Genomic DNA, 25,506 nt, shown 5'->3' with positions numbered 1-25,506 from the left:
GGGCGGAGCGGCTCGGCGCGGGCCGCGATGTCGCCGCCGCGGTGACCTCCTCCCCGGCGGCGACATCGCGGCCCGCGCCGAGCCGCTCCGCCCCCGCCGCCCCGCCCGTGGGCGGGACGTACGGGACGGCCGTGGACCGGCCGGACATCGCTCCGCGCCCCGGCGCGCGACCCGCGCCGCTGCCGCGCCGGGCCGGGAGCGGGGTGACCATGACCAGCTTCCCGGGCAAGGTGTCGGGCGGGGACGGCTATCAGATCGTGCACCGGGGCGAGTGGGTGACCGTCCGGGGCACGGGCTACTTCACCGTCCGCTGGGACCTGATGTACGGGGAGCGCGACGGCGGGCTGACCATGCCGTCGTGGACGGGGCTGAGGGGAAAGCTGTTCCATGTGGCCTCCGGCGGCGGTCACCGGATGGACGACGCCCAGCCCGGGACCCCCTCGGGCCACACCTGGCAGGGCAACCCCGAGGAGGGCTCCATCACCCTGCCGCCGGGTGCGCAGATGATGTGGCGCGACGAGTACTTCCATCTGGACGGCGAGGTCACCGTGCACCTCAACGAGACCGACGCCGACTACAACCTCGATGTGCTGCCGATGAGTTGGGACTCCGTCACCGCCGACCTCGACAGGCCACCGGCGTCCGACGGCGCGGACGGCCGGGTGCGGTACGGATTCGTCCGGGACACGGGCGACGATCGTGCGCCGGTCCCGCAGTACATGACCCGGGAGACACCGGCCGATCCGCTGACGGTGCGCCAGAGGTCCTCGGTGCGCTGAGACAACCGGTTGCCGGGCCGCTGCCCCGCCACCGCGGCGCCCGCCCGTCATCGCCCGCGCCTTCAGGACCCAGGAGGATCTTCCTGTTCACGGTGGTCGCGATCGGCCGCCACCGGGGCCGTGGGCGGTACACGGAAATCTTCCGTCACCCCTCTCCTCGGCAGCGCCTCGCGCTGCTAGCCTCCGCTGCACGGGAACCGGTTTCCATGCCGCGCCGACACCGTCGTCGGCCACGGCCCACCGGGGAGGGAAGGGCGGGCATGACGAGGAGAAGCACCGGCGCGCGGGGCCGGCACACCATCCGGGACGTGGCGGCCCGCGCGGGCGTCTCCGCCTCGACGGTCTCGCGCGTCCTGGGCGGCGCCTATCCGGTGAGCGCGGCCACCCGTACCCGGGTGATGGGCGCCGTACGGGACCTCGACTACGTGGCCGACGCGCGCGCCAAGGCCGTCGCGGGGGCGGGCACCCCGACCCTCGCGTTCGTCCTCGACGACATCACGGGCCCTTCGTTCACGCACATGGCACACGGGGTGGAGCGCGAGGCCACCCTGCGCGGCCACCTGTCTCTGGTGTGCAGCACCGACGGCGACGCCGAACAGCGGCTGGCCTTCGTCGAGATGATGCGCGCCCAGCGCGCCGCCGCCGTGATCCTGGTGGGCGGCGCCGCCGACACGCCGCGCGAACGGGAGCGGATGATCCGGACGGCCGAGTCGCTGCGGGCGGCCGGCTCCCGGCTCGTGCTGTGCGGACGGCCGCCCCTCGACGGCGACGCCCCGGTCACGGTGATCGAGTACGACAACGAGGGCGGCGCGCAGGCGATCTGCGGGTATCTGCTGGCCCAGGGGCACCGCCGGATCCTGTATCTCGGGGGCGCGCCGGACAACTCGACGGCGCGCGGCCGGGCCCGCGGCTATCTGGCGGCGCACCACGCCCTGGGCCTCGACCCGGATCCCGCGCTGCGGATCCCGGGGGACTTCACCCGGGACTCCGGCCACCGCCGCACCCGGGAGGCGCTCGCGGCGGGCCTCGGCTTCACCGCCGTGTTCGCCGCCACCGACATGGTCGCCACCGGCGCGCTGACCGCGCTGCGCGAGGCGGGGCTCGACGTGCCGGGCGATGTGTCGCTCGCGGGGTACGACGACATCCCGTTCGCCCGTGACCTGCATCCCCCGCTGACCACGGTGCACGTGCCCTACGAGGAGCTGGGCCGGCTCGCGGTGCGCTCGGCGCTGGGCCGCGCGGCGGACGGCTCCCACGGGGCGGACGAGCATCTGCTGCTGGGGACGCACGTGGTGGTGCGCGGCTCGGTGGCGGCCCCGGCCGCCGGACGGGCCGGCGCCCCGTGACCGGCCCCGCCCCCACGCCCTCCGCCGCGCTGAGCACGCGCGCGCTGCGGTGGCTGGAGTTCCCCGCCCATCTCGCGGTGCTCAATCTGTGCTGGCTGGCGGCCGCGCTGCCGGTGGTCACCTCGTACGGCGCCGGGATCGCCCTGCAGGTGGCGCTGCGCGCCTGGCGGGAGGAGGGGGAGAGCCGGGTCGCCGCCGTCTTCTTCCGGGAGTTCCGCGCGCGGGTGCGCGGCTCGCTGCCGCTGGCCGCCGCCGGGCTGGGGACGGTGGCCGGGCTGTGGCTGTCCGCCTCCTTCTGGCTCGGTGCGCCGGGGCCCCTGCTGGCGGCGGCCACCGCCGTGCTGCTGCCGCTCGCCGTGGTCACGGCCGCCGTCCATCTGACGGTCTTCGAGGTGGCCGCCCGCAGCCCCGGGGCGGGGACGGGCCGGTGGGTGCGGGAGGCGCTGCTGCTGTCCGCCGCCCGGCCCGCCCGCTGCCTCGGCGCGCTGCTGCTCTGCGCGACCTGGGCGGCGCTGCTGTGGCGGCTGCCCCAGCTCGTCCCGCTGTGGGGGGTCAGTGTGCCCGCGCTGGCGCTGGGAGCGGTGCCCGCGCGCCGCCGCGCGGACGCCGCGGGGACGCTGTCCGCGCCTTCATAGAAACCGGTTGTCGAATGTGCCGTCCGATGTCTTGTCGAGCACCGATTAGGTCTTTATGCTCACCGCGACAACCGGTTTCTATCCCCGCACCGGGGGAGACACGGGAGACAGTGTGATGCGCAGTACGGCACGGCGTGGTGCCGCGGGAATCCTGGCCATGTGCGGGCTGCTGGCCGGGCTGACGGCGTGTGCGGACCGCACCGCGTCGGCGAGCCATTTCACCACCGACGAGAATCCGGCCGAGGTCGGCGGAACCCTGCGGTTCATGACCCCTGGCTACCCCACCACCCCCGACGGCAAGGCCGCTCTGAAGAAGGTCGTCGACACCTTCCACCGGACGTACCCGAAGGTGCGGGTCGAGACCGACCTCGCCTCCTGGGCCCATCTCAACGAGAAGGTCACCACCTCCATCGCCGCCGGGGATCTGCCCGACGTGATGGTCACCGGCGTCGGCTGGATCCCGCCGTTCGCGAGCAAGGGCGCCTTCGCCGACCTCGGCTCCTTCGGCCTCACCCCGAAGACCCTCGCCGAGCGGGTGCGGCCGGGCTTCGTGGAACCGGCGGTGTACGACGGCAAGGTGTACGGGGTGCCGAGCATCGGCGGCGCCAAGGTCATCGCGTACCGCAAGAGCGTGTTCGCGGCGGCGGGCCTCGACCCGGACAAACCGCCGACGGACCTCGCGGAGCTGCGCGCGTACGCGAAGAAGCTGACCGTGCGGAAGAACGGCCGGCTGGAACGTTCCGGCTTCGACTTCTGGGTGAACCCCACCCAGCACCAGTACACGCAGAACTTCGCGACCTTCCTCAAGGCGGCCGGCGGCTCCTTCTACGACTCCCGGGGGAGGGCCGCCTTCGACTCGCCCGCCGGGGTGCGCGCCCTGGAGGCGATGGACGGCCTCATGAACAGCGACCGCGCCCAGGACTTCGCGACCGCCTCCGGCGACGGCAGTCCGATGGTCCTGTCGGGACGCGCGGCGATGGGCTTCATGGGCGCCTACGTCGACTGCGACAACAAGACCGGGGTGGGCGAGAAGGTCTGCGACGACCTGGGCTTCTTCAACATCACCGACAAGGAGCAGGCGATGTTCATGGGCGGTCAGATCGCCTCGATCTCGTCACGCACCGAACTGCCCGGCGCCGCGTACCAGTTGCTCAAGGTCCTCACCTCGCCCGAGGCGGAGGCGGATCTGGCGAAGCTCAACCTGGCGATCCCCGCCGCACGGACCGCCGAGGGCTCCGCGGTCGAGACCTCCAATCCGGCGAGCGAGTTCGCGGGGCGGAACACCGCGCACTCCGCCTACTCCGGCGGCGCCGACAACTGGCTCCAGCTCCAGGACGAGTTCGCGCCCGCCCTCGACGAGGCCCTGCTGCGCCGCCGCACTCCGCGGCAGGCGCTCGACACCCTCGCCGGGAAGGCGGGTTCGATGTGACCACCACCGACACGGGAGCGCTGCCCGCCACCCGGCGTCCGCCGCGCTCCGCGCCCGCCGCGCACTCCCCGGGGGCCGCGCGGGCGCTGACCCGCCCGCAGCGCCGCGCGGGCTGGCTGCTGCTCGCGCCCGGCCTCGCCCACATGACGCTCTTCGTCGCCGTACCGATGCTGCTGGCGCTCGGTTTCAGCTTCTTCGCGTACGACTTCCTCCAGGCGCCGCGCTGGGTCGGTCTCGACAACTACCGCACCCTGCTGCACGACGACCGGTTCCACACCGCGCTGTGGAACACCACGCTGTACACGGTCGTGATCGTGCCGGTCGGCATGGCGCTGGCGCTGGCCATCGCCCTCGGCCTGGACCAGAGGATCAAGGCGCGCGGCTTCTTCCGCACCGCCTACTATCTGCCGCACATGACGGCGACCGTGGCCGTCGCCGTCGTCTGGCTCTGGCTGCTCGACCCGAACGCCGGCGCGCTCAACAACTTCCTCGCCCTGTTCGGTGTCGCCCGGGTCAACTGGCTCGGCTCCACCACCTGGGCGCTGCCCGCCATCATGGCGCTGGGCATCTGGCAGGGGCTCGGCACCAAGATGGTGATCTACCTCGCCGCGCTCCAGACCGTACCGGCGGAGCTGAAGGAGGCGGCCCGGCTGGACGGCGCGAACCGGTGGCAGGTCTTCCGCAACGTCACCTGGCCGGCGATCGCGTCCGGGAACCTCTTCGTCCTCATCACCTCCGTCATCTTCTCGTTCCAGGTGTTCGAGCAGGTGTACGTGATGACGCGTGGCGGCCCGATCAACAGCACGCTCGTCCTGACCTACGACATCTATCTCAACGCCTTCACCCGGCTGAGGTTCGGCTACGCCTGCGCCGAGGCGGTCGTCTTCCTGCTGATCATCGGTCTGGTCACCCTCGCGGTGATGCGGTTCAACAGGGGAGCGCGCGATGCGTAACACCACCATGTCCGCGCCACGGCTGTCGCGCGCCCCGCTGTACGCGGCCCTCACACTGGGCGCCGCCGTGATGCTCGTACCGTTCGCCTGGATGGTCCTCACCGCGCTCAAGCCGGCCGCCGAGCTGGGCAAGGGGACCTGGCTGCCCGAGCGGGTGCGGTGGGGCAACTTCGCCGACGCCTTCAACGCCGCGCCGTTCGACGTCTACTTCCGCAACAGCCTGCTCATGTCGGTCGGTCAGACCCTGATCACGGTGGTCCTGGCGAGCGCCGCCGGTTACGCGCTGGCCCGCACCCCGATCCGGGGCCGCGGGCTGTTCTTCGGGCTGACGGTCGGCATGATCATGGTTCCGGTGTACGTGATCCTCATCCCGCGCTTCCTGATCGTCCGCTCGATCCCCTTCTTCGGCGGCAACGACTGGCTCGGGCAGGGCGGCACGGGGTGGCTCGACTCGTGGTGGGCGCTGATCGTGCCGGGTGCGCTGGCGCCGCTGTACATCTTCCTGGCCCGCCAGTTCTACGTCGACCTGCCGGACGAACTGGCGGACGCGGCGCGCCTCGACGGGCTCTCGGAGATCGGGATCTGGGCCCGGGTGATGACCCCGCTGATCAAGCCCGCGATCATCACCATCGCGGTGTTCCAGTTCCAGTCGTCGTGGAACGACTTCCTGTGGCCGCTGCTCGTCACACGGACCGACGAGATGCGGCCGATCCAGCTCGGACTGGCCGTGTTCAGCCATGCCGACATCGAGGTGCAGTGGAACTACCTGATGGCCGGGACGGCGCTCGCCACTCTGCCGATGATCGCGCTGTTCCTCGTCGCACAGCGGTACTTCGTCGAGGGCATGGCCTCGGCGGGCCTGAAGGGGTGACACGGGTGCTCGACGGCGGGGCGCGGCGGGGCGCGCCGCCGGTGGGCGCGGGTATCCGCCGGTCTTGCGGCCGGTGGGTACCCGCGTCGCGGTGTGCGCCCGTGCCGGCGGCGGGCGGATGTCTCAAGGCGTGGCGACGTTCTGGTGCGGGCCGCACGGGTGTGCTAAAACTCCTCCCGTGACAGGCGATCGTCTTCTGGTGGAGTGTCTCCACATCGATCTGTGCCGCGTGACCAGCGCCTCTTGTTGAGCCTGCCGCGGCACTCCTGAGCGACCCCGCCTCCCGCCCTTCGGTCGCATTCCGGCTGTCCCCCCCCTTTTTTTGATCATGTGCGCGTACGCGTGATGTCCGGACGTCCCCGTGGGCCCGTGCCGGTGCGCGCGGTCGTGTCATGTCTCCCTACGGAGCGCATCCCATGCCGACGCCCTCGCTGTCCGCCGAGCCGCGTACCTCCGCCCCGCCCCCGGCCGACCGCGCCCCTGCCGCGACCCGGCGGGTCCGGCGGGCCCGGCTGCGCCGGATCGGACTGCGGTTGCTGGCTCTGGCCGTACTGCTCGCCCTGTGGCAGCTGGTGACCGCGCTGCGGCTCTGGTCGCCGCTGCTGGTCCCGCCGCCCTCCGCCGTGTGGCACGCGCTGCTGGAGACCTCCGGCACGCACGACGGGGTCCGCGGCTACCAGGGACACACCTTGGTCGAGCATCTCGGCGTCAGCCTGCGGCGTATCGCCATCGGGGCCGGTCTCGGTGTGCTGGCGGGGCTGGTCACGGGTGTGCTGATGGGCACACTGCCCTGGGTGCGGGTGGTCCTCGAACCGGCGGTGGCGTTCCTGCGGACGCTTCCGCCGCTGGCCTACTTCAGCCTGCTCATCATCTGGTTCGGCATCGACGAGGCGCCGAAGCTCTGGCTGCTCGCCATCGCCGCGCTGCCGCCGGTGGCCGTGGCCACCGCCTCGGCGGTGGCCTCCGCGCCCGCGTCGCTGGTGGAGGCGGCGCGGGCGATCGGCGCCCGGCCCGCGCAGGTGATCGGCGCGGTGGTCCTGCCGTCCGCGCTGCCCGAGATCCTCGTCGGGGTACGGCTCTCCTTCGGCATCGCCTACTCGTCGGTGGTCGCGGCGGAGACGGTGAACGGGCTGCCCGGGATCGGCGGCGTGATCCGGGACGCGCAGCGCTACAACCAGTCGGACGTCGTCGTCCTCGGCCTCCTCGCGATCGGCGTCTCCGGCCTGCTCATCGACGGGGTGCTGCGGGCGCTGGAGAACCGGCTGGCTCCGTGGCGCGGCCGCGACTGACTTTCCGTCATCTCGACCGCGGCTGACTGAGCGTCAATTCCCCCTTAGATCCCTGTCGTTCCCCTCTACCGAAGGACTCCCTCATGTCCGTACCACGCGGTTGGCGCCGCGCTCCCGCCCTGATCGCGGCCCTGGCCGCCCTGCTCACCGTGAGCGCCTGCGGATCGGGCGGCGCGGCGGGCGGCGGATCGGGCGGCGGTGACAAGACGATCAGGATCGCCTACCAGTCCTTCCCCAGCGGCGATCTGATCGTGAAGGAGAAGGGGTGGCTGGAGAAGGAGCTGCCCGGATACACCGTCAAGTGGACGAAGTTCGACTCCGGCGCGAGCATCAACACCGCGTTCGTCGCGGAGTCGGTCGATCTGGCCGCCATCGGGTCCAGCCCGGTGGCGCGCGGGCTCTCCGCGCCGCTGCACATCCCCTACCAGGTCACCTGGGTCCTGGACGTCGCCGGTGACAACGAGGCACTGGTCGCCCGCGAGGGATCGGGGATCTCCGGTGTGCGGGATCTGGCGGGACACAAGGTGGCCACGCCGTTCAGCTCCACCTCGCACTACAGCCTGCTCGCCGCGCTGGACCGGGCCGGGGTGGCGCCGGGCGAGGTCCAGCTGCTGGATCTCGAACCGCAGGACATCCTCGCGGCCTGGACCCGGGGGGACATCGACGCCGCGTATGTCTGGCTGCCGACGCTGGACGAGCTGAAGAAGTCCGGAAAGACCCTGGTGACCAGCCGTGAGCTGGCCGCGGCGGGCAAGCCGACCCTCGACCTCGGCGTGGCCTCCACGTCCTTCGTCACGGCGCACCCGGACGCCGTCACGGCCTGGCGCAAGGTCCAGGCGCGGGCACTGGACCTGATCCACGACGACCCCGACGCCGCGTCGGCCGCCGTCGGCAAGCAGTTGGGCATCAGCCCGAAGGAGGCGGCGGCGCAGCTGGGGCAGGGAATCTTCCTGACCCCGGCCGACCAGGCGAGCGCCACCTGGCTGGGCGAGCCCGGCAAGGTCGGCGGGCTCGCGGAGAATCTGCACAGCGCCGCCGAGTTCCTCGTCGGCCAGAAGCAGATCGACGCCGCGCCGGATCTCGAAACGCTGGAGAAGTCCGTCTACGTGGAGGGGCTCAGCGATGCGGTCCAGCACTGACGCGCCGTCGGCGGAACCTCGGGGGAGGGCGGAAGCCGCCGGATCCCGGGCGGCGGTGTCCGTGCGGGAGGTCACGCACCGGTACGGCCGGGGCGCCGAGGAGGTGACCGCGCTGGGGCCGCTGTCGCTGGAGGTGCCGGCCGGGGAGTTCCTGGTGCTCGTCGGCCCCTCGGGGTGTGGGAAGAGCACGCTGCTGCGGCTGATCGCGGGGTTCGAGCGGGCGTCGTCCGGCACGGTCACCGTGGGCGGGGAGCCGCCCGAGCCTGGCCGCCGGGCCGGGGTCGTCTTCCAGCAGCCGAGGCTCTTCCCCTGGCGCACGGTCGGCGACAACATCGGGCTCGCGCTGCGCTACGCGGGGGTGCCGCGCGCCGAGCGGGCGGCACGGATCGGGGCGCTGCTGGAGCGGGTGGACCTCGCGGGGGTGGCGGACCGCCGGGTGTGGCAGATCTCGGGCGGTCAGCAGCAGCGCGTGGCGATCGCGCGGGCGCTGGCCGGTGAGAGGGAACTCCTGCTGCTGGACGAGCCGTTCGCGGCCCTGGACGCGCTGACGCGCGAGCGGTTGCAGGAGGATCTGCGCCGGGTGGGCGCGGAGACGGGGTCCACGTCGGTGTTCGTCACGCACAGTGTGGACGAGGCGGTCTTCCTCGGTACGCGTGCGGTCGTGCTCAGCGCCCGGCCGGGCACCGTCGCGCTGGACATCCCGATCGGCCTGCCCAGGACCGGCACCGACCCCGACGAGTTGCGCGGTCTGCCCGAGTACGCGGCGCTGCGGGCCGAGATAGGAGCGGCGGTGCGCGGCGCCGCCCGCTGAGCGCGCCGGGCCGTCAGCCGCCGCCCGCCGTGTCGCGGGTGGCGTGGTGGCGGCCGATCGGCAGCACCGGCGGTGTGCCGGAGACCTCGTCCGGGACGATCCGGCACGCCATGCCGAAGATCTCCCGTACGGAGTCCTCGGTGACCGCGGCGGGGGGCCGGTATGCCGCGCTCCGGGCCGCATGGTCGAGCCGTACGTCCTGACCGCCGGGGCGGCCCGCGGCCCCGGCGATCGCAACCCGGTGGTCAGGCCAGGAACTCCAGCCGGGCCAGCCGTACGGAGCCGCGCAGCGTGACATGGAGGTCGCGCACGCCGGAGAGCCGGACGGCGGCGCGCAGGGTGGTGTAGTCGTACGGTCCGCCGTCGCCCGCCGGGATCTCGAAGGACGCCACTTCGGTGCCGCCCGGCAGCGCGAGCAGCACGTCGCCCGCGCCCGACACCCGGATCTCGGCGGCCGAGGCGCCGTCGCCGAAGTCGCAGTCGCGGAAGACCAGGTGGCCCGCCGCCGCGTCGGCGCTCACCGCGTCGCCGCGCTCCTTCGTCAGGTCGACGATCGCGGTGCCCGACTGCTCGTCGTAGTCGACGGCGGACAGCCCCTTCGTCAGGGCGGGCCTGGCGCGCGGCTCGATCCTCGGCAGGGTGAGTTCGGCGGCGCGGCGGATGTCCGCGCTGGAGGCCGCGGCCTCGAACACGTACCGCCCGCCGGGTACGGTCCACTCCCCGTGCGCCACGTCGTAGTGGCCGAGCGCGGCCGTCGGCACGGTCAGTTCGACCGTACGGGACCGCCCCGGGGCCAGCGGGAGGCGCGCGTGCCCGACGAGGCGCCGGTGCGGGACGCGGACCCGGGGGTCGGCCTCGCGCACGTACAGCTGCACCACCTCGTCGGCGGGGCGCGTGCCGGTGTTGGTGACGGTGATCCGGGCGCGCGCGGCGGCGCCCTCGGGCCCGTCGGGCAGGTCCACCTCCAGCGCGTCGTAGCCGAAGGAGGTGTACGACAGGCCGTGGCCGAAGGGGTAGAGGGGGGCGCCGTCGAAGTAGAGGTAGGTCTGCCGCGACCCGATGATGTCGTAGTCGAGCAGCCCGGCGGGATCGGAGTCGTGCGCGTACCAGGTCTGCGGCAGCCGGCCCGCCGGGGAGACGTCGCCGGCCAGCACCGCGGCGAGCGCGCCGCCCGCGGCCTGCCCGCCGTGCGCGGTCCACACCAGCGCGGGCAGGGCGGCGTGCGCGTCGGGTACGGCGTACGGGTAGGACGAGGTGAGCACGAGCGCGGTCCGCGGATTGGCGGCGAGCGCGGCCCGCCACAGCCGGTCCTGGTGGTCCGGCAGGGCGAGGGTCTCGCGGTCCTCGGTCTCCCGGCCCGCCAGATGCGGGTCGTTGCCCGCCACCACGACGACCACGTCGGCGTCGGCCGCCGCGCGGGCCACGGCCTCCTCGCCGCGTTCGACGACGACGATCTCGAACGGCTCGCCGTTCTCGGCAACCTTCAGGCCGTCCGCGGCGACTGTCACGTACCGACCGGTCCCCAGGTGGAGGAGGAGGTGGCCCCGGTCATGAGGTTCGAGCCGGAAGGACTCCTGGACGACCCAGCCGCCCGGCTGGTCGGCGGAGGCGCGCACACGGCCGTCCTCGGCGACCGACAGATAGCGGCAGTCGGGCGCGCGCAGGGTGAGCAGCCCGCCGCCCCAGTCGATCAGGGCCAGTTCGCTCGCGGCGGCCGGGTCGCCGGTGCTCGTCAGCGGCGGCAGGTCGGTGCGGCCCGCGAGCAGCGCCGGGTCGAGCGCGCCCGCCCGCTCCGGGGCGCCGTCGGCCGCGTCCCCGGTGGGCTCCGGTACCCGGATCCACTCGCCCGTGCCGGTGCGCAGCCGCACCCGGTCCACGCCCTCAGCGAAGGTGACCCGGTCGGCGCCGAACCGCTCGCGCACGCCGTCGAGCGGCGTGGAGCGGTGGATCAGGGTGCCGCTGTACCAGTCGAGTTTGCACTCGTCGGCCAGCAGCCCGACCACCGCGATCCGGCCGCCGGGGGCCAGCGGCAGCAGGCCGTCGTTCTTGAGCAGCACGACGGCCTGCTCGGCGGCCTCCCGGGCGAGCGCCCGGTGGCCCGGGGTGTTCCAGCCGTCGTCGGTCCCGATGCCCGCGTAGGGGTCGAGGCCCGGATCGAACTCGCCGAGGGAGAAACGGACCGTCAGCTGGCGCCGTACCGCGGTGTCGATGTCGCTCTCGTCGATCAGCCCGCGGGCCAGGGCGCCGCGGACGCGGCCGGTCATGACGGAGGAGTCGGTGCCGTGGTCGGTGAAGCTGTCCACGCCCGCGCGCAGGGACGCGGCGGTGGCCTCCTCGTGGGTGTCGAAGTACGCCTCGGAGTCGGTGAGGTTGCTGGGGGCGCCGGCGTCGGAGCAGACCAGCAGCTCCCGCTCCGTCCAGGTGCGCAGCTGGTCGCGCAGGTACGGGGAGAGATGGTTGGGACGCCCGTTGACCAGGTTGTACGCGGGCATGACGCCGGCCACGGCGCCCGCCTGGACGGCCGCGCGGAAGGCGAGCAGGTCGTACTCGTGCAGGACCCGGGGGCCGACCGAGGAGGAGGTGGTGGACCGGTCGGTCTCGTTGTTGTGCGCGAGCCAGTGTTTGAGCACCGGCGCGGTGCGCCAGAAGTCGGGGTGGTCGCCGCGCAGGCCCCGGGTGTAGGCGACGGCGATGGCGGAGGTGAGGCCGGGGTCTTCCGCGTACCCCTCCTCGTTCCGTCCCCACAGGGGGTTGCGGAGCAGATTCACGGTGGGCGCCCAGACGTTGAGGCCGACCCGCTCGTCGCGGCCGCGCAGGGCGCGCGCCTCGGTGGAGACGGCCTCGCCGACGCGGCGCACCAGCTCCTCGTTCCAGGTCGCGCCGAGCCCGACGGCCTGCGGGAAGACGGTGGCCGGGCCCATCCAGGCCACCCCGTGCAGCGCTTCCTGTCCGGTGCGGAAGGCGGCGACGCCGAGGCGTTCCACGGCGGGGGCGAACTGGTGGAGCATGGCGGTCTTCTCGTCGAGCGTCAGCCGCGCGAGCAGATCGTCGACACGCGCGCCGCGGGAGAGGCCGGGGTCGCGGAAGGGCGGCTGGTCTGCGGTCACGGGTCTTCCCCCTGCGGGAGTGATGGCGGAGCCCGGCCGGGCTCCCGGGCGTCGGGCGGCGGGAGATGGCTCCCCTCACCCTTTCGAAGCGCTTCGATGCTCCGAGTCTCTTCGCCAAGTGTCAAGACATCTCGGGACACCCGCACGGATCTGCCACGACCCGGCAATGCCTGTCTGTCTGCGCCGTGTTGGCCTGGGACACACCGTCAGTAAGGAATCTTGGAATCGACTCTTGTGCCTCCGGAGGCGTTCATTTAACCTCGCAGCAACATCGAAGCGCTTCGACAGATCACGGCCGGCACCGCGGTGGCTGTTTCCCGTAACGCCCGCTCCGGATCAGTCGGTCAGGCCAGTTACGCCCGCTCCACGCAGCACACCGCAGCCGACCGGCGGGCTCTCCCGCCGGTGTTCCTGCGCACCACGAAGGGTTGACGCAATGACGCCGAAGTCCTCCTCCGCCCCCAGCCGGAGAAGCTTCCTCGCCTCGACGGCGGTCGCCGCCGCGGCGGTGGCCGGCGGGGTACCGCTGCTCACTGCCTGCTCGGGCTCCGCGGAGAGCAGCGGCAAGGGCGGCACCACCTCGGGCAAGGACGCGAAAAAGCTCCTGCCGACCTTCACCGCGCAGGACGTCGTCACCCCCGACATCCCGTCGAAGAACGGCTCCTCCCTCGGATTCACCCAGCCGCTCAGGATGGCGGACCTGAAGGCGTCGGTGCCCACGCCGCTCGGCAAGGGCGGCACGGTCAAGGTGATGGCACCGTTCTGGGGGTCGCCGCCGAAGAGCCAGAACCCGTACTACACGGCGATGAACAAGGCCATCGGCGCCGAGGTCGTCTTCCAGAACCAGGACGGCAACACCTACGACCAGAAGCTCGGCGCGGTGCTGGCGTCCAGCGAGATCCCCGACGTGGTCGTGATCCCGAACTGGAATCTGGGCGGCAAGATCCCGTCCGCCGTCATCAGCAAGTTCGCCGACCTCGGGCCCTACCTCGGCGGTGACAAGGTCGAGGAGTACCCGAACCTCGCGGCGATCCCCACCGACGCCTGGCAGCGCTCCCTGTTCGGCGGCAAGCTGCTCGGCATCCCGATGCCGGCGGCGTGGGTGCCGAACATCGTGCCGTTCTACCGCAAGGACGTCTTCGACAAGGAGGGGTACCGGCTCCCCACTTCCGCGGCGGAGTTCCTGGCGCTGGCGAAGGAGGTCACCAACGCGCGGGCCAAGCGCTGGGCGTGCGACGACATGAAGTGGACGGCGTTCAACAGCTTCGGCGTGCCCTCCGGGCAGGAGAAGCCGCTCGGCTGGCACATGACCGACGGCAAGCTGGTCTACCGGATCGAGACCGACGCGTACCTGGAAGCGCTGGAGTGGACGCGCAAGCTGTACGCGGCCGGAGTGGTCCATCCCGACGCCAAGGCGGGCAAGACCCAGGGCGATCCGGCGCTGCGCTTCACCTCCGGCGAGACGCTGATCTACAACCAGGACATCTCCAGCTGGTACGCCAAGACCGCGGAGCAGGCCACCCAGAAGACCGGCGTGGTGATCTGGGGCATGGACATCTTCGGCCACGACGGCGGCGACCCGACGCTGTGGGCCGGATCGCCCGCCAACATCTGGTCGTTCATCAGCAAGAAGGCGTCCGAGTCGGTGGTCAGGGACGCGCTGGCCGCCGCCAACGTGACGGCCGCGCCGTACGGCACCAAGGAGTACATGCTCACCAACTACGGCCAGGAGGGCGTGCATTACACCCTTGAGAACGGGCTGCCCGTGAAGAACGAGAAGGGCAACAACGAGGTCATCAACGCGTATGTGATGCTCGACGGCCCGGCCCCCACCATCGCCCACCCCGACTTGCCCGAGATCGCCAAGGCGCAGGTGGAGTGGCAGCAGCGGATGGGCGCCTTCACGAAGAAGTCGTCCTTCTACGGGCTGCAGATCGTCGAACCGGCCCGCTACACCAATCTCGCCGACGACTTCGAGCAGTTGGAGGACGATGTGGTGCGCGGCCGCAAGAAGATCGGCGACGTGCAGCAGGCCGTCTCGGACTGGCGCGGCGGTGGCGGCGACAAGCTGCGCGACTGGTACCGCAAGCTGCTGGACGACAACGCGGCGCAGGGGTGAAGGAGTTGTCGCACAGCACCGCGCCCGGCACCGCCCGGACGCCCGACGACAAGAGCGCCGAGGACGCCGAGGGCGACAGGAGCACCGAGGACGCCGAGGACATCGGCGGCGCCGGTGGTCGCGACGGGGGCGGCGGCTCCGGCCACCCGCTCCCCCGCCCCCGCGCGGGCCGGCGGTCCGGCCGCGCGCCCGGCGGGCCGGGCGGCGCCCCGGTCACCGGCCGGATCCCCCTGCGGGTGCGGCTGCGGCGGGACCGGGTCCTGATCCTGATGACCCTGCCGGTCGTCCTGCTGGTCCTGGTCTTCAACTACCTGCCGATCCTGGGCAATGTGGTCGCCTTCCAGGACTACGACCCCTACATCAGCACCAACGGTGTGGTCTCCATCCTGGAGTCGCCCTGGGTCGGTGGGGAGCAGTTCCAGCGGCTGTTCGAGGACTCGGCGTTCTGGGACGCCGTGACCAACACGCTGGTGCTGTTCCTCATCCAGCTGGTGCTGTTCTTCCCCATCCCGATCGCGCTGGCGCTGGTCATCAACAGTGTGCTCAGGCCCCGGGTGCGGGCCGTGGCGCAGGCCGTGCTGTATCTCCCGCACTTCTTCTCGTGGGTGCTGGTCATCACCGTCTTCCAGCAGATATTCGGTGGCGCCGGCATCATCGCGCAGACGCTGCGCCAGCGCGGCTACGAGGGCTTCGACCTGATGACCGACCCGGCGGTCTTCAAGTTCCTGGTCACGTTCGAGGGCGTCTGGAAGGACGCGGGCTGGGGCATCATCGTCTTCCTCGCCGCGCTCACCTCGGTCAGCCCCGATCTGTACGAGGCGGCGGCCATGGACGGCGCGAACCGCTGGCGCCGGATGTGGCATGTCACCCTGCCCGCGCTGCGGCCGGTCATCGCGCTGCTGCTGGTGCTGCGTGTCGGTGACGCGCTCACGGTCGGCTTCGAGCAGATCCTGCTGCAACGGGACGCGGTGGGACCGGGCGCCGCCGAGGTCCTCGACACCTATGTGTGGTGGAACGGCGTGCGCAACCAGGACTTCAGCTACGCGGCGGCGGCCGGCATCGTCAAGGGCGTGGTCAGCCTCGGGCTGGTGCTCGCCGCCAACAAGATCGCCCATCTGATGGGCGAGCAGGGGGTGTACAAGAAGTGAGCACACTGACCACTCCCCCGGCGGAGCCCGCCGCGCGGCGGCCCCGTCCGGCGGCCCGCGCCGGACGGTGGGCCGCCGCCCCCCGCCCGGTGTGGGAGGAGGAACCCGGCAGGGCGGGACGCGCCGGCAAGGGCATCGTGCTGGCGGGCGCCTGTCTCGCGGTGGTCTTCCCGCTCTGGATCGTGGTGGTCACCAGCCTCTCCGGCAAACGGACCATCCAGGAGGCGGGCGGGCTGGTGCTGATCCCGCGGGGGATCACGTTCATCGCGTACCAGGAGCTGCTCAGCGGCGGCCAGGTCACCCGTGCCGCGCTGATCAGTGTGGCGGTCACCCTGGTGGGCACGGCCTTCTCGATGACGGTGTCGGTGCTCGGCGCCTACGGGCTCTCGCGCTCCGGGTCGTTCGGGCACCGCTGGACGCTGATGCTGCTGCTCGCCACGATGTTCTTCGGCGCGGGGCTGATCCCCACGTATCTGCTGGTGCAGACGCTGGGGCTGACCGACACCTATCTCGCGCTGATCCTGCCGAGCGCGGTGAGCATCTTCAACATCCTGGTCCTGCGCGGGTTCTTCATGGGGATCTCCCCGGAACTCACCGACAGCGCCCGGATCGACGGGGCGGGCGATCTGCGCATCCTGTGGACCATCGTGCTGCCGCTGTCGCGTGCGGTGATCGCGGTGATCACACTCTTCTACGCGGTGGGGTACTGGAGCGCGTGGTTCAACGCGTCGCTCTACCTCAGCGACCAGGACATGATGCCGCTGCAGAACGTGATGATCCAGCTCGTCCAGAAGCAGGAGCCCCCGGTGGGGCTGGCCCAGGCCATCAGGGCCGGCGAACTCTCCCAGCTCGCTCTGCAGATGGCGGTGATGGTGATGGCGCTCCTCCCGGTCGCCGTGCTGTCCCCGTTCGTCCAGAAGCACTTCAAGAAAGGCATGCTCACCGGCGCGGTCAAGGGCTGACGAGGCCGGTGCCCCGCACGCACTCCCTCCCCCTCTCCCCCACGACGGAAGGTGACGTCATGTCCGACCCCACGCGCACGCCAGGCCCTAGCAGACGTACGGTCCTGGCCACGGCCCCGGGCGCGGCCGCCGCGCTCGCCCTGGCCGCCCCCGCGCTCGCCTCCCCCGCGCTCGCCGCGCCGCGCGACCCGGCGGCGCACCGCCCGGACACCGGGGCCGCCGGGGCGGCCGGGGCCGCCGCCGCGCAGGCGTACGCCTGGCGCACGGTGGCCATCGGCGGCACCGGGTTCATCACCGGCGTGCTGTTCCATCCGGCGGTCAAGGGGCTCGCCTACGCCCGCACGGACATCGGCGGCGCCTACCGGTGGGACGCCGGGACCCAGCGCTGGACGGCGCTCACCGACCATCTCGGCTGGGACGACTACAACCTGCTCGGCGTCGAGGCGATGGCCGTCGACCCGAACCGGCCCGACCGGCTCTATCTCGCGCTCGGCGCCTACGCGCAGTCCTGGGCGGGCAACGGCGCCGTGCTGCGCTCCGACGACCGGGGCGCCACCTGGAGCCGCACGGACCTCTCCGTGAAGCTCGGCGCCAACGAGGACGGGCGCGGCGCGGGTGAGCGGCTGCTGGTCTCCCCGCTCAGCGGTGACACCCTCTATCTCGGCACGCGCCACGACGGGCTGCTGAAGTCGACCGACCGGGGCGCCACCTGGGCCTCGGCGCCGTTCCCCGCCGCCGCCGACCCGAGCGGCCAGGGCATCACCTTCCTGGTGGCCGCCGGGCGCGCGGTGTACGCGGGGTGGGGCGACGGCGGCGGCGCCCTCTACCGTACGACCGACGGCGTGAACTGGCAGGCGGTGCCCGGCCGGCCGTCCGGGACATCGGCGCGGGTGCCGATCCGCGCGGCCCACGACGCGGGTTCCGCCGCCCTGTACGTCACCTGCGCCGACACACCGGGACCCAACAACCAGACCGACGGATCCGTCCACCGGCTCTCCACCGCCACCGGCGCCTGGTCGGACGTGACGCCCGTCAAGCCGTCGGGCGGTGATCAGTTCGGCTACGGCGGGGTGGCCGTCGACGCCCGGGTCGCCGGTACGGTCGTGGTCTCCACCAACAACCGCTGGGGGCCCGTCGACACGCTCTACCGGTCCACCGACGGCGGCGCGAGCTGGACCTCGCTCAAGGACTCCGCGACCCTGGACGTCCGCGAGACGCCGTATCTGAACTGGGGCGCCACCGCCAAGTTCGGCTGGTGGATCCAGGCGGTCGCGCTCGACCCGTACGACTCGAAACATCTGGTGTTCGGCACGGGCGCGACCCTCTTCGGCACCCGCGACCTGGTGCGCTGGGCACCGGAGATCCGCGGTCTGGAGGAGTCCGCGGTGCGCCAGCTCGTCGCGCCGCCGTCCGGGGGCGCCCAACTCCTCAGCGGGCTCGGCGACATCGGCGTGATGTACCACGAGTCGCTGACCGCGTCGCCGTCCCGTGGCATGGCCGCCAATCCGGTCTTCGGCTCGGCGACCGGGCTGGCCCTGGCCACGCTCAACCCGTCGTACGTGGTGCGGGCCGGGTGGGGCGACGCGGGCAACGGGGCCTCCTCGACGGACGGCGGTCGCAGCTGGCGCCCCTTCGCCGCGCAGCCCGCCATCGCCTCCTCCGCGCCGGGGCCGATCGCGGTGAGCGCCGACGGCGCGACCCTGCTGTGGTCGTTCGTCCACTGGGACGGTACGAGGCACCCCGGGTTCCGCTCCACGAACGGCGGCGCGGGCTGGAGCGAGGTGACCACCTTCCCCAGGGGCGCGGTGCCCGTCGCCGATCCGCTGGACCCCCGGCGGTTCTACGCGTACGACACGGACGCGGGCGCCGTGCTGCGCTCCACGGACGGGGGCGCGACCTTCGTACGGGGCGCGAGCGGGCTGCCGGCCGGCGATGTGCAGTTCCGGATCGCGGCGGCCCCCGGCCGGAGCGGCGATCTGTGGCTCTCGGCCAAGTGGAACGGGCTGTACCGCTCCACCGACGGCGGGGCGTCCTTCGCCAAGGTGACCAGTTGCTGGGGCTCGTACGCCCTGGGCTTCGGCAAGGCCGCCCCCGGCACCTCGTACCCGGCGATCTACCAGACGGGCGCCACCGAGAACTTCGTCGGGGTCTACCGCTCCGACGACACCGCGGGCAGCTGGACCCGGATCAACGACGACGCCCACCAGTGGGGGTGGACCGGCGAGACGATCACCGGTGACCCCCGGGTGTACGGCCGCGTCTACCTCGGCACCAACGGCCGGGGCATCCAGTACGGAGATCCCGCCTGATGTCCGCCCTGAACGACTCCACCCGCGGCCGTGTGCTCTTCGGCGGCGACTACAACCCCGAGCAGTGGCCCGAGGAGGTGTGGTCCGAGGACGTCCGGCTGATGCGCGCGGCCGGTGTCAACTCCGTGACACTGGGCGTCTTCTCCTGGGCGAGAATCGAACCGCGCCCCGGCGCCCGGGACTTCGGCTGGCTGGACCGGCTGATGGACCTCATGGAACAGGCCGGGATCGGGGTGCTGCTGGCCACTCCGACCGCCTCCCCGCCGCCGTGGATGGGCGCACGCCATCCCGAGACCCTGCCGCGCGACGAGGACGGACGCACGGTGTGGTGGGGCTCGCGGCAGCAGTTCTGCGCCAGCTCACCGGTCTACCGGGAGTTCGCCGCCGCGCTCACCGAGGATCTGGCGCGGCGCTACGGCGGCCATCCGGCGCTGCGGATGTGGCACATCAACAACGAGTACTGCACCCACTGCTGGTGCGACGAGACGGCCCGGCACTTCCGCCGCTGGCTGCGGGCGCGGCACGGAAGTGTGGACGCGCTCAACGAGGCGTGGGGCACGGCCTTCTGGAGTCAGCGCTACGACGACTGGGAGGAGATCATCCCGCCGCGCCGCGCGCAGTACATGAAGAACCCGGGGCAGGTGCTGGATTTCCGGCGCTTCACCTCGGACGCGCTGCTGGAGTGTTTCACGGCGGAGCGGGACATCGTGCTGCGGCACACTCCCGGCACTCCGGTGACCAGCAACTTCATGCCGTTGTGGACGGGCCAGGACGCCTGGCGGTGGGCCGAGGAGGAGGATGTCGTCTCCGTCGACATCTATCCCGATCCGAAGGATCCGCTCGGCGGTCAGTACAACGCGATGCTCGGTGACATGACCCGTTCGCAGGCGCGCGGCCCGTGGGTGCTGATGGAGCAGGCGGCGGGCCCGGTGAACTGGCGGGGGGTCAACCATCCCAAGCCGCCGGGGCTCAACCGGCTGTGGTCGCTGCAGTCGGTGGCCAGGGGCGCCGACGCGGTCTGCTACTTCCAGTGGCGCCAGTCCCGCCAGGGCGCGGAGAAGTTCCACTCCGGGATGCTGACGCACGCGGGCGAGCAGGGCCGCACCTTCCAGGAGATCAAGCGGATCGGGGCCGATCTCACCCGGCTGGGACCGTATGTGACGGGCACGCGTGTGGAGAGCGGGATCGCCGTCCTGCACGACTGGGACTCCTGGTGGGCGGACCAGCAGGAGGGCAGGCCCTCGGCGCGGCTCGACTACACCGAGGTGGTGCGCGCCTGGCACCGGGCCCTGTGGGAGTCGAACCTGTCGGCCGCCTTCGCCCGTCCCGACCACGAGCTGAGCGGGTACCGGCTGGTCGTGGTGCCGCATCTGTATCTGCTCGGGGACGCGGCGATCGACAACCTGGTCGGGTACGTGCACGGCGGGGGCACGCTGGTCTGCGGCTTCCTGACCGGTATCGCGGACGAGGACGACCGGGTGCGGCCCGGCGGGATGGACCCGCGGCTGCGCGAACTCTTCGGCATCGGCACGGTCCACGAGTGGTGGCCGCTGGACGCCGAGGAGAGCGTGGAGTGCGACGGTTTCCGGGGCACGCTGTGGTCGGAGGAGCTGGAGCTGTCGACGGGCGAGGCCGTCGCCTCGTACCGCGGCGGGGAGCTGGCCGGTTTTCCCGCGGTGGTACGGGCGGGACGCGCCTGGTACGTCTCGACGCTGCCGGAGCCCGAGGCCCTGCGGGGGCTGCTCGCCCGGATCGCGGACGGCGTGGGTGTGACGCCCACGCTGGAGGGGCTGCCGGCCGGGGTGGAGGCCGTACGCCGCGGCGAGCTGCTCTTCCTGCTCAACCACGGCGCGAAGGCCGTCGCCCTCCCGGTCGCCGGGAACCATCACGAGGTGCTCACCGACCGGCCGGTGGACGGCCCGGTCGAACTGGAGCGCCATGGCGTGGCCGTCCTGCGGGAGGTCACGTCCTGACACAGAGCCGCACCATCCCCCCACGATCCCCCCATGGAAGGGACGCCATGAAACTACGCACCCCGGGCAAGCTGCTGCTCGCCCCCGTGGCCGCGTTCGCCGCGCTCGTCGGCTTCGCCGCCGCTCCCGCCCAGGCCGCCATCTGGTCCTCGTCGGACCAGTGGGGCAACTACACCACCTCCGACGGCTACATCCTCTACAACAACATCTGGGGGTCCGGCGCGGGTTCGCAGACCATCTGGGCCAACTCCTCGTCGAACTGGGGAGTGTGGGCCAACCACCCGAACACCGGCGGCATCAAGTCGTACCCCAACGCCAAGAAGATCGTGAACAAGCCGCTCAGCTCGCTCTCGTCCCTCAGGAGCGGCTACAACGTGACCGTGCCGTCGTCGGGCGCGTACAACACCTCGTACGACATCTGGGACAGCAACTACAACTACGAGATCATGCTCTGGGTGAACTACCGGGGCGCGGTCGGTCCGCTCGGCACCTCGCAGGGGACCCTGACCCTGGGCGGTCACACCTGGACCGTCTACAAGGGCAGCAACGGCTCCAACGAGGTCTTCTCGTTCCTGCGCACCTCGAACTCCACCTCGGGGACGGTCGACGTGCTGCCGATCCTGAAGTGGATCAAGGACACCAAGGGCTGGTGGGGGAACGTGACCATCGGTGACGTCCAGTTCGGGTACGAGATCACCTCGTCCTCCGGCGGCCTGGACTTCACGACCAACAGCTTCTCGGTGTCGAGCGGCTGACGAGCCATCAGGCGCTACAGCGGGTCCCCGGGCACGGCCCGGGGGCCCGCGCTCTCCCGTACGGTCAGCTCGGGCTTGATCAGGACGACCTCGTCGGTGCCCCGGCCCGCGAGCTTGGCGACCACCTGCTCGACGGCGTGCCGGCCCATCTCCTGGGCGGGCACGGCGACGGAGGTCAGCGGGACCGAGGCGTGGACGGCCACCTGGTCGGGGCAGATGGCGACCACCGAGACGTCCTCGGGCACGGCCCTGCGGTGCTGGCGCAACAGGGCGAGCAGCGGGTCGGTGGCGGCCTCGTTCTGCACGACGAAGGCGGTGGTGCCGGGGCGCTCGTCGAAGATCCGGCCGACGGTGGCGGAGACGGCGGCGTAGCTGCCCTCACAGGGGCGGTGCAGCAGTCTGAGCCCGAGTTCGCCGCTGCGTTCGCGCAGCCCGCTCAGGGTGCGCTCGGCGAAGCCGGTGAGCCGTTCGTAGACGCCGGGCGCCTCACCGATGACGGCGATCTCCCGGTGGCCGAGCCCGGCCAGATGCTCGGCGCACAGCGCGCCCGCGGCGGCGAAGTCGAGGTCCACGCAGCTCAGTCCGGTGGTGTCGGCGGGCAGTCCGATGAGGACGGCGGGGCGCCGCGCCTCGCGGAGCAGGGGCAGCCGGTCGTCGTGCAGCTCCACGTCCATGAGGATCATCGCGTCGGCGAGCGCGCTGCCCTCGATGCGGCGGACGTCGCTCGGGCCCTCCTCGCCGGTCAGCAGCAGGACGTCGTATCCGAAGGTGCGGGCGGTGGTGGCGACCGCGATGGCGATCTCCATCATCACCGGTACGTACATGTCGGTGCGCAGGGGCACCATGAGCGCGATGATGTTGGACCGGCTGCTGGCGAGGGCGCGCGCACCGGCGTTGGGGTGATAACCGAGCTGTTCGATGCTGCGCTCGACCCGTTCCCGTGTGGTGGCGGAGATGGACCGCTTGCCGCTGAGGACATAACTCACCGTGCTGGCGGAGACTCCGGCATGCTGAGCTACATCGGCGAGGGTGACCATACAGCTCTCCAAAGCGGGCCTTGTGGGGTGAAGCGCTTCGACGCACCGGTCTCCGAGCGTAATGTTTCACGCTGTGACCTGTCCATAGTCGGATCGAAGCGCTTCGACTCCTGCCGGTGTCCGCGCGCGAGGCCGGACATACGTGATGAGGCCGCGGCGGGGGAGCCGCGGCCTCATCACATCACGCCGTCCTCGGGTGGCGGTCCCGGCCGCCGCTCCGGCGCGGCCGACCGGGGGTACCTAACCTGCCGGATCCGCCGGGTCGTCGCGGTCCGCCGGGGCCACCGGGGCGGCAGGCGCCACCGGGACCGGGTCCGCACGAGGCGCCCGTCGCCACCGACGGCGCGGCTCCTGGTCGGGCAGCCAGCCGAAGGCCAGGGACGAGCCGAGGACGCCGAGGAGCAGCCCGACGAAGAAGCCGCCCAGGTTGGAGGTGATCCAGGTACCGAGCGAGACCAGTACGCCGACGACCGAATAGAACAGCCGCTGCGCCGGGTTGAGGATCAGCAGCAGTCCGCACACGGCCATCACCAGCGGCAGGAGGTACGCGGCGATGCCGCCCGCACCGGCCTGGAGCACCACCGAGATCGACGCCTGCTCGGTCAGCAGGATCTCTCCCCCGCCCAGCAGCAGCAGAAGGCCGCCCCAGAAGGGGCGGCGGGCGCGCCAGCGGGCGAAGGCGCGCGGCGGGCGGCGGGCGGCGCGGGCCGGGACAGCCGTCCCGGCCGGCCCGCGCGACCCGGCGGACCCCACGTTCAGCAGCCCTTCGAACTGAACGACAGATGCAGGTTGGGCAGCCTGAACTTGGCCGCGGTGGTGGCCCAGTTGGTCTGCCGCAGCTTGGTGATGGTGACCGTGTCGGCCTGCTGGCCGAAGACGCCCAGCGGGCCCTTGACCCCCGCCTTGGTGAAGGTGCTGGCGTCGCCGCCGATCTCGATGTTGTCGAAGGACGCGTCGCTGCCGGTCAGCACCGTGGAGTCGGTGGTGAGGTCGGACGCGGCGACGGGGGTGCCCTTGTCCCCCGCGGTGATGTGCAGGTAGGTGCCGCCGAGTTCGACGCTCTGGCAGAGCTTGGTCAGCTTGGCGCTCTTGATGGCGGACACGACCGTGAGGACCTGGCCACCGGTGTCCCCTGCGTTGGGGCTGCCCTCCGCCATGTTGTCCAGCGCGCCGAACTGCTCGAAGCCGCGGCCCTCCAGGCGGTCGGCGGTGACCGTGAAGGGCATACCGGAGATGGCGAACTGCGCGGCGATGGCGCCCTGCGCCGTGAGGATCACCAGGGTGGCCGCCGCGGCGAACGCGGGCACTCCCATCAGGGCGGCCCGGCGCAGCCGTACCCGCCCACGCGGGGCGGCTGCCCGGGGCGTGTCGCCGCCGGTGTGTTCGGACGTTGCCATGAGCTGCTCCCGAAGGTGTGTTGACCGGAACGAGCTTGTGCGGCGATGCCCTGGCGCGGACACTCCCGGCACCGGCGGGTCTCCTCGAACACGGCACCGGCGCGGCCATGGGAGTGGCCGTCAAGTTACTCCCAGGTATCAGGCGGGTCAACCGCCTTGTGGAAATTGTGTGCCGCTCTGGTGGACGGCGCTCCCGGCAACGCCCTGACGTGAGGGTACCGTGGGTAACTTTTCGTCGGTCACTTCCCTCTCCAGCCCTTGACTGCGGCTGTGGGCGGGGTCTACAACCCTCTTGGGTTTCCTTCCGAACCGCGCTCGTTCGCGTCGCGGGACCGGGTCCATGGCGCTGGACCGGTCCCACGCCCCCACCAGGAGCATGTGCACCGGCGAGCCGACGGCTCGTCCCTGTACGACGACGCGTGCGGCCGAGCCGCGTGCGCCGGGCCGCCGCCGTCTCGACGCCTCAGCACGAACGCCTCAACCCGCCACTCGCGAAAGGGACTTCGCATGAGTGCACGACGTACTGTCCTCACGGCCGCCGGTCTCACCGCCGTCGCCGCCCTCCTCGCCACCGGCACCGCCTCCGCCACCGGGTCGTCGGCCGCCGCCGGCAACGTACTCACCTACGGCAGCGCCGCGGGACCAGCGGTCGCGGTCGGTGACGTCCTCACCGCCGCGCTGAGCGGCGGCACGACGGTGGCGATCCGCACGACCGTCGGCGGATCCACCGGAATCACCTGCACCGCCTCGCAGTTCACCGCCACCGTCACGGCCAATCCGACCGCTCCCGGCACCGCCACGGAGTCGGTGACGGCCCACACCTTCGGCGGCTGCACCAGCAACATCATCGGTACCACCGGCGTCCAGGGCATCACGGTCGGCAATCTGCCCTACGTCGCGTCGGCCGCCTCCGCCGGGGGGCTCACCGTGACGGCGGGCAGCGCGGGCGCCGTGCAGACCACGGTCCGGCTGAACACCATCCTCGGCCTGACGACCTGCGTCTACACCTCCACGGGGCTGGGCGGCACGACGTCCAACACCGGCAACTCGATCACCTTCGCCAACCAGCTGTTCACCCGTTCCTCCGGGCCCGTCACCTGCCCCGCCACCAGCTACTTCTCCGCCACGTACGGGCCGGTGAGCGACACCGGCCAGTCCGGCGGCCCCGCCGTCTTCGTGAACTGAGACCGCCGGGCGCGCGGCCACCGGGACATCTGCCCCACGCCCCGGTGGCCGTCCGGAGGTGCGCCCCCCGGTGATCGATGCTGGGATGGAGGGCATGGCCGGGCTCACGGGCAGGCACCTGCACCTCGTCTTCGAATCCGCGTGTGACCGTACGCCCCGGGCTCCGGCGCTGGAGTACGCGCACCACACACTGACCTACGCCGAACTCGACGCGCGCGCCAATCGGCTGGCCCACCACCTGCGCGCGCGTCGAGTTCGGCGT

General features: G+C 72.0%; 23 protein-coding genes. 17 read left to right on the top strand and 6 right to left on the bottom strand.

Annotated elements, in window-relative coordinates; all coding sequences use genetic code 11:
- A partial coding sequence (locus DVH02_RS07000) for a hypothetical protein (protein ID WP_199566186.1) occupies window positions 1–211 on the bottom strand: 211 nt, incomplete at its 3' end.
- Between DVH02_RS07000 and DVH02_RS06995 the strand changes: the two genes are divergently transcribed.
- The 9 genes from DVH02_RS06995 (at window position 210) to DVH02_RS06955 (ending at window position 9,252) form a co-directional block, all read left to right on the top strand.
- Window positions 210–779: a hypothetical protein gene (locus DVH02_RS06995; RefSeq protein ID WP_114622822.1), complete on the top strand. Its 570-nt coding sequence runs from the start codon at window positions 210–212 to the stop codon at window positions 777–779. The two genes, DVH02_RS07000 and DVH02_RS06995, sit on opposite strands and share 2 nt — an antisense overlap.
- A 260-nt stretch (window positions 780–1,039) precedes the next feature.
- Complete coding sequence (locus DVH02_RS06990) at window positions 1,040–2,125, top strand: LacI family DNA-binding transcriptional regulator (RefSeq protein WP_114622821.1); 1,086 nt, start codon at window positions 1,040–1,042, stop codon at window positions 2,123–2,125.
- Complete coding sequence (locus tag DVH02_RS06985) at window positions 2,122–2,760, top strand: DUF624 domain-containing protein (RefSeq protein WP_114622820.1); 639 nt, start codon at window positions 2,122–2,124, stop codon at window positions 2,758–2,760. The genes DVH02_RS06990 and DVH02_RS06985 overlap by 4 nt, the downstream gene beginning before the upstream one ends.
- 115 nt (window positions 2,761–2,875) lie before the next feature.
- Complete coding sequence (locus DVH02_RS06980) at window positions 2,876–4,189, top strand: ABC transporter substrate-binding protein (protein WP_158575848.1); 1,314 nt, start codon at window positions 2,876–2,878, stop codon at window positions 4,187–4,189.
- On the top strand, window positions 4,186–5,142 hold the full coding sequence (locus DVH02_RS06975; protein WP_233518079.1) for a carbohydrate ABC transporter permease: 957 nt from the start codon (window positions 4,186–4,188) through the stop codon (window positions 5,140–5,142). The genes DVH02_RS06980 and DVH02_RS06975 overlap by 4 nt, the downstream gene beginning before the upstream one ends.
- Entirely contained in the window at window positions 5,135–6,013 is an 879-nt protein-coding gene (locus DVH02_RS06970; protein WP_114622818.1) for a carbohydrate ABC transporter permease, read from the top strand. The genes DVH02_RS06975 and DVH02_RS06970 overlap by 8 nt, the downstream gene beginning before the upstream one ends.
- Before the next feature lie 416 nt (window positions 6,014–6,429).
- Entirely contained in the window at window positions 6,430–7,302 is an 873-nt protein-coding gene (locus tag DVH02_RS06965; protein WP_114622817.1) for an ABC transporter permease, read from the top strand.
- Between the two features lie 83 nt (window positions 7,303–7,385).
- Window positions 7,386–8,441, top strand: coding sequence for a taurine ABC transporter substrate-binding protein (locus tag DVH02_RS06960; protein WP_114622816.1), 1,056 nt, complete (start codon window positions 7,386–7,388; stop codon window positions 8,439–8,441).
- Window positions 8,425–9,252, top strand: coding sequence for an ABC transporter ATP-binding protein (locus tag DVH02_RS06955; RefSeq protein WP_114622815.1), 828 nt, complete (start codon window positions 8,425–8,427; stop codon window positions 9,250–9,252). Before DVH02_RS06960 ends, DVH02_RS06955 begins: the two co-directional genes overlap by 17 nt.
- A gap of 13 nt (window positions 9,253–9,265) precedes the next feature.
- Here the strand turns inward: DVH02_RS06955 and DVH02_RS37095 are convergent, their stop codons facing one another.
- Both DVH02_RS37095 and DVH02_RS06945 read right to left on the bottom strand, forming a co-directional pair.
- Window positions 9,266–9,550: a hypothetical protein gene (locus DVH02_RS37095; protein ID WP_114622814.1), complete on the bottom strand. Its 285-nt coding sequence runs from the start codon at window positions 9,548–9,550 to the stop codon at window positions 9,266–9,268.
- Complete coding sequence (locus tag DVH02_RS06945; protein WP_114622813.1) at window positions 9,498–12,359, bottom strand: glycoside hydrolase family 3 C-terminal domain-containing protein; 2,862 nt, start codon at window positions 12,357–12,359, stop codon at window positions 9,498–9,500. The genes DVH02_RS37095 and DVH02_RS06945 overlap by 53 nt, the downstream gene beginning before the upstream one ends.
- A 436-nt stretch (window positions 12,360–12,795) precedes the next feature.
- Between DVH02_RS06945 and DVH02_RS06935 the strand changes: the two genes are divergently transcribed.
- Genes DVH02_RS06935 through DVH02_RS06910 form a run of 6 tightly spaced genes read left to right on the top strand, consistent with a single transcriptional unit; the run spans window position 12,796 to window position 21,625 of the window.
- Window positions 12,796–14,478 carry an extracellular solute-binding protein gene (locus DVH02_RS06935; protein WP_114622811.1) on the top strand — a complete coding sequence of 561 codons (1,683 nt, stop codon included), beginning with the start codon at window positions 12,796–12,798 and terminating at the stop codon, window positions 14,476–14,478.
- A 5-nt stretch (window positions 14,479–14,483) separates the two neighbouring features.
- Window positions 14,484–15,626, top strand: coding sequence for an ABC transporter permease (locus DVH02_RS06930; RefSeq protein WP_407697596.1), 1,143 nt, complete (start codon window positions 14,484–14,486; stop codon window positions 15,624–15,626).
- Between the two features lie 5 nt (window positions 15,627–15,631).
- Window positions 15,632–16,588, top strand: a complete 957-nt coding sequence (locus DVH02_RS06925; RefSeq protein WP_199566187.1) for a carbohydrate ABC transporter permease — start codon at window positions 15,632–15,634, stop codon at window positions 16,586–16,588.
- 59 nt (window positions 16,589–16,647) lie between these two features.
- Window positions 16,648–18,897, top strand: coding sequence for a WD40/YVTN/BNR-like repeat-containing protein (locus tag DVH02_RS06920; protein WP_114622809.1), 2,250 nt, complete (start codon window positions 16,648–16,650; stop codon window positions 18,895–18,897).
- Complete coding sequence (locus DVH02_RS06915; protein WP_114622808.1) at window positions 18,897–20,870, top strand: beta-galactosidase; 1,974 nt, start codon at window positions 18,897–18,899, stop codon at window positions 20,868–20,870. Before DVH02_RS06920 ends, DVH02_RS06915 begins: the two co-directional genes overlap by 1 nt.
- A 47-nt stretch (window positions 20,871–20,917) precedes the next feature.
- Window positions 20,918–21,625 carry a glycoside hydrolase family 12 protein gene (locus DVH02_RS06910; RefSeq protein ID WP_114622807.1) on the top strand — a complete coding sequence of 236 codons (708 nt, stop codon included), beginning with the start codon at window positions 20,918–20,920 and terminating at the stop codon, window positions 21,623–21,625.
- A gap of 14 nt (window positions 21,626–21,639) precedes the next feature.
- Here DVH02_RS06910 and DVH02_RS06905 read toward each other — a convergent pair whose 3' ends face one another.
- From DVH02_RS06905 to DVH02_RS06895, 3 genes are all read right to left on the bottom strand, one after another.
- A complete protein-coding gene (locus DVH02_RS06905) occupies window positions 21,640–22,662 on the bottom strand; it encodes a LacI family DNA-binding transcriptional regulator (RefSeq protein ID WP_114622806.1) in 1,023 nt (340 codons plus the stop codon).
- A gap of 240 nt (window positions 22,663–22,902) precedes the next feature.
- Window positions 22,903–23,415 carry a DUF6114 domain-containing protein gene (locus DVH02_RS06900; protein WP_233518078.1) on the bottom strand — a complete coding sequence of 171 codons (513 nt, stop codon included), beginning with the start codon at window positions 23,413–23,415 and terminating at the stop codon, window positions 22,903–22,905.
- Between the two features lie 2 nt (window positions 23,416–23,417).
- A complete protein-coding gene (locus DVH02_RS06895) occupies window positions 23,418–24,059 on the bottom strand; it encodes a DUF6230 family protein (protein ID WP_114622805.1) in 642 nt (213 codons plus the stop codon).
- A gap of 507 nt (window positions 24,060–24,566) precedes the next feature.
- Here DVH02_RS06895 and DVH02_RS06890 point away from each other — a divergent pair.
- Window positions 24,567–25,244 (top strand): Tat pathway signal sequence domain protein, encoded by a 678-nt coding sequence (locus DVH02_RS06890; RefSeq protein WP_114622804.1) that lies wholly within the window; start codon window positions 24,567–24,569, stop codon window positions 25,242–25,244.
- 70 nt (window positions 25,245–25,314) lie between these two features.
- Window positions 25,315–25,506, top strand: a 192-nt coding sequence (locus DVH02_RS06885) for an AMP-binding protein (protein WP_147286016.1), incomplete at its 3' end; no start/stop codon positions are given.

This window comes from Streptomyces corynorhini (genome assembly GCF_003346515.1).
Classification (GTDB): domain Bacteria; phylum Actinomycetota; class Actinomycetes; order Streptomycetales; family Streptomycetaceae; genus Streptomyces; species Streptomyces corynorhini.
The sequence above is the reverse complement of the archived record's forward strand: the minus strand, read 5'-3'. Positions and strand labels throughout refer to the sequence as shown.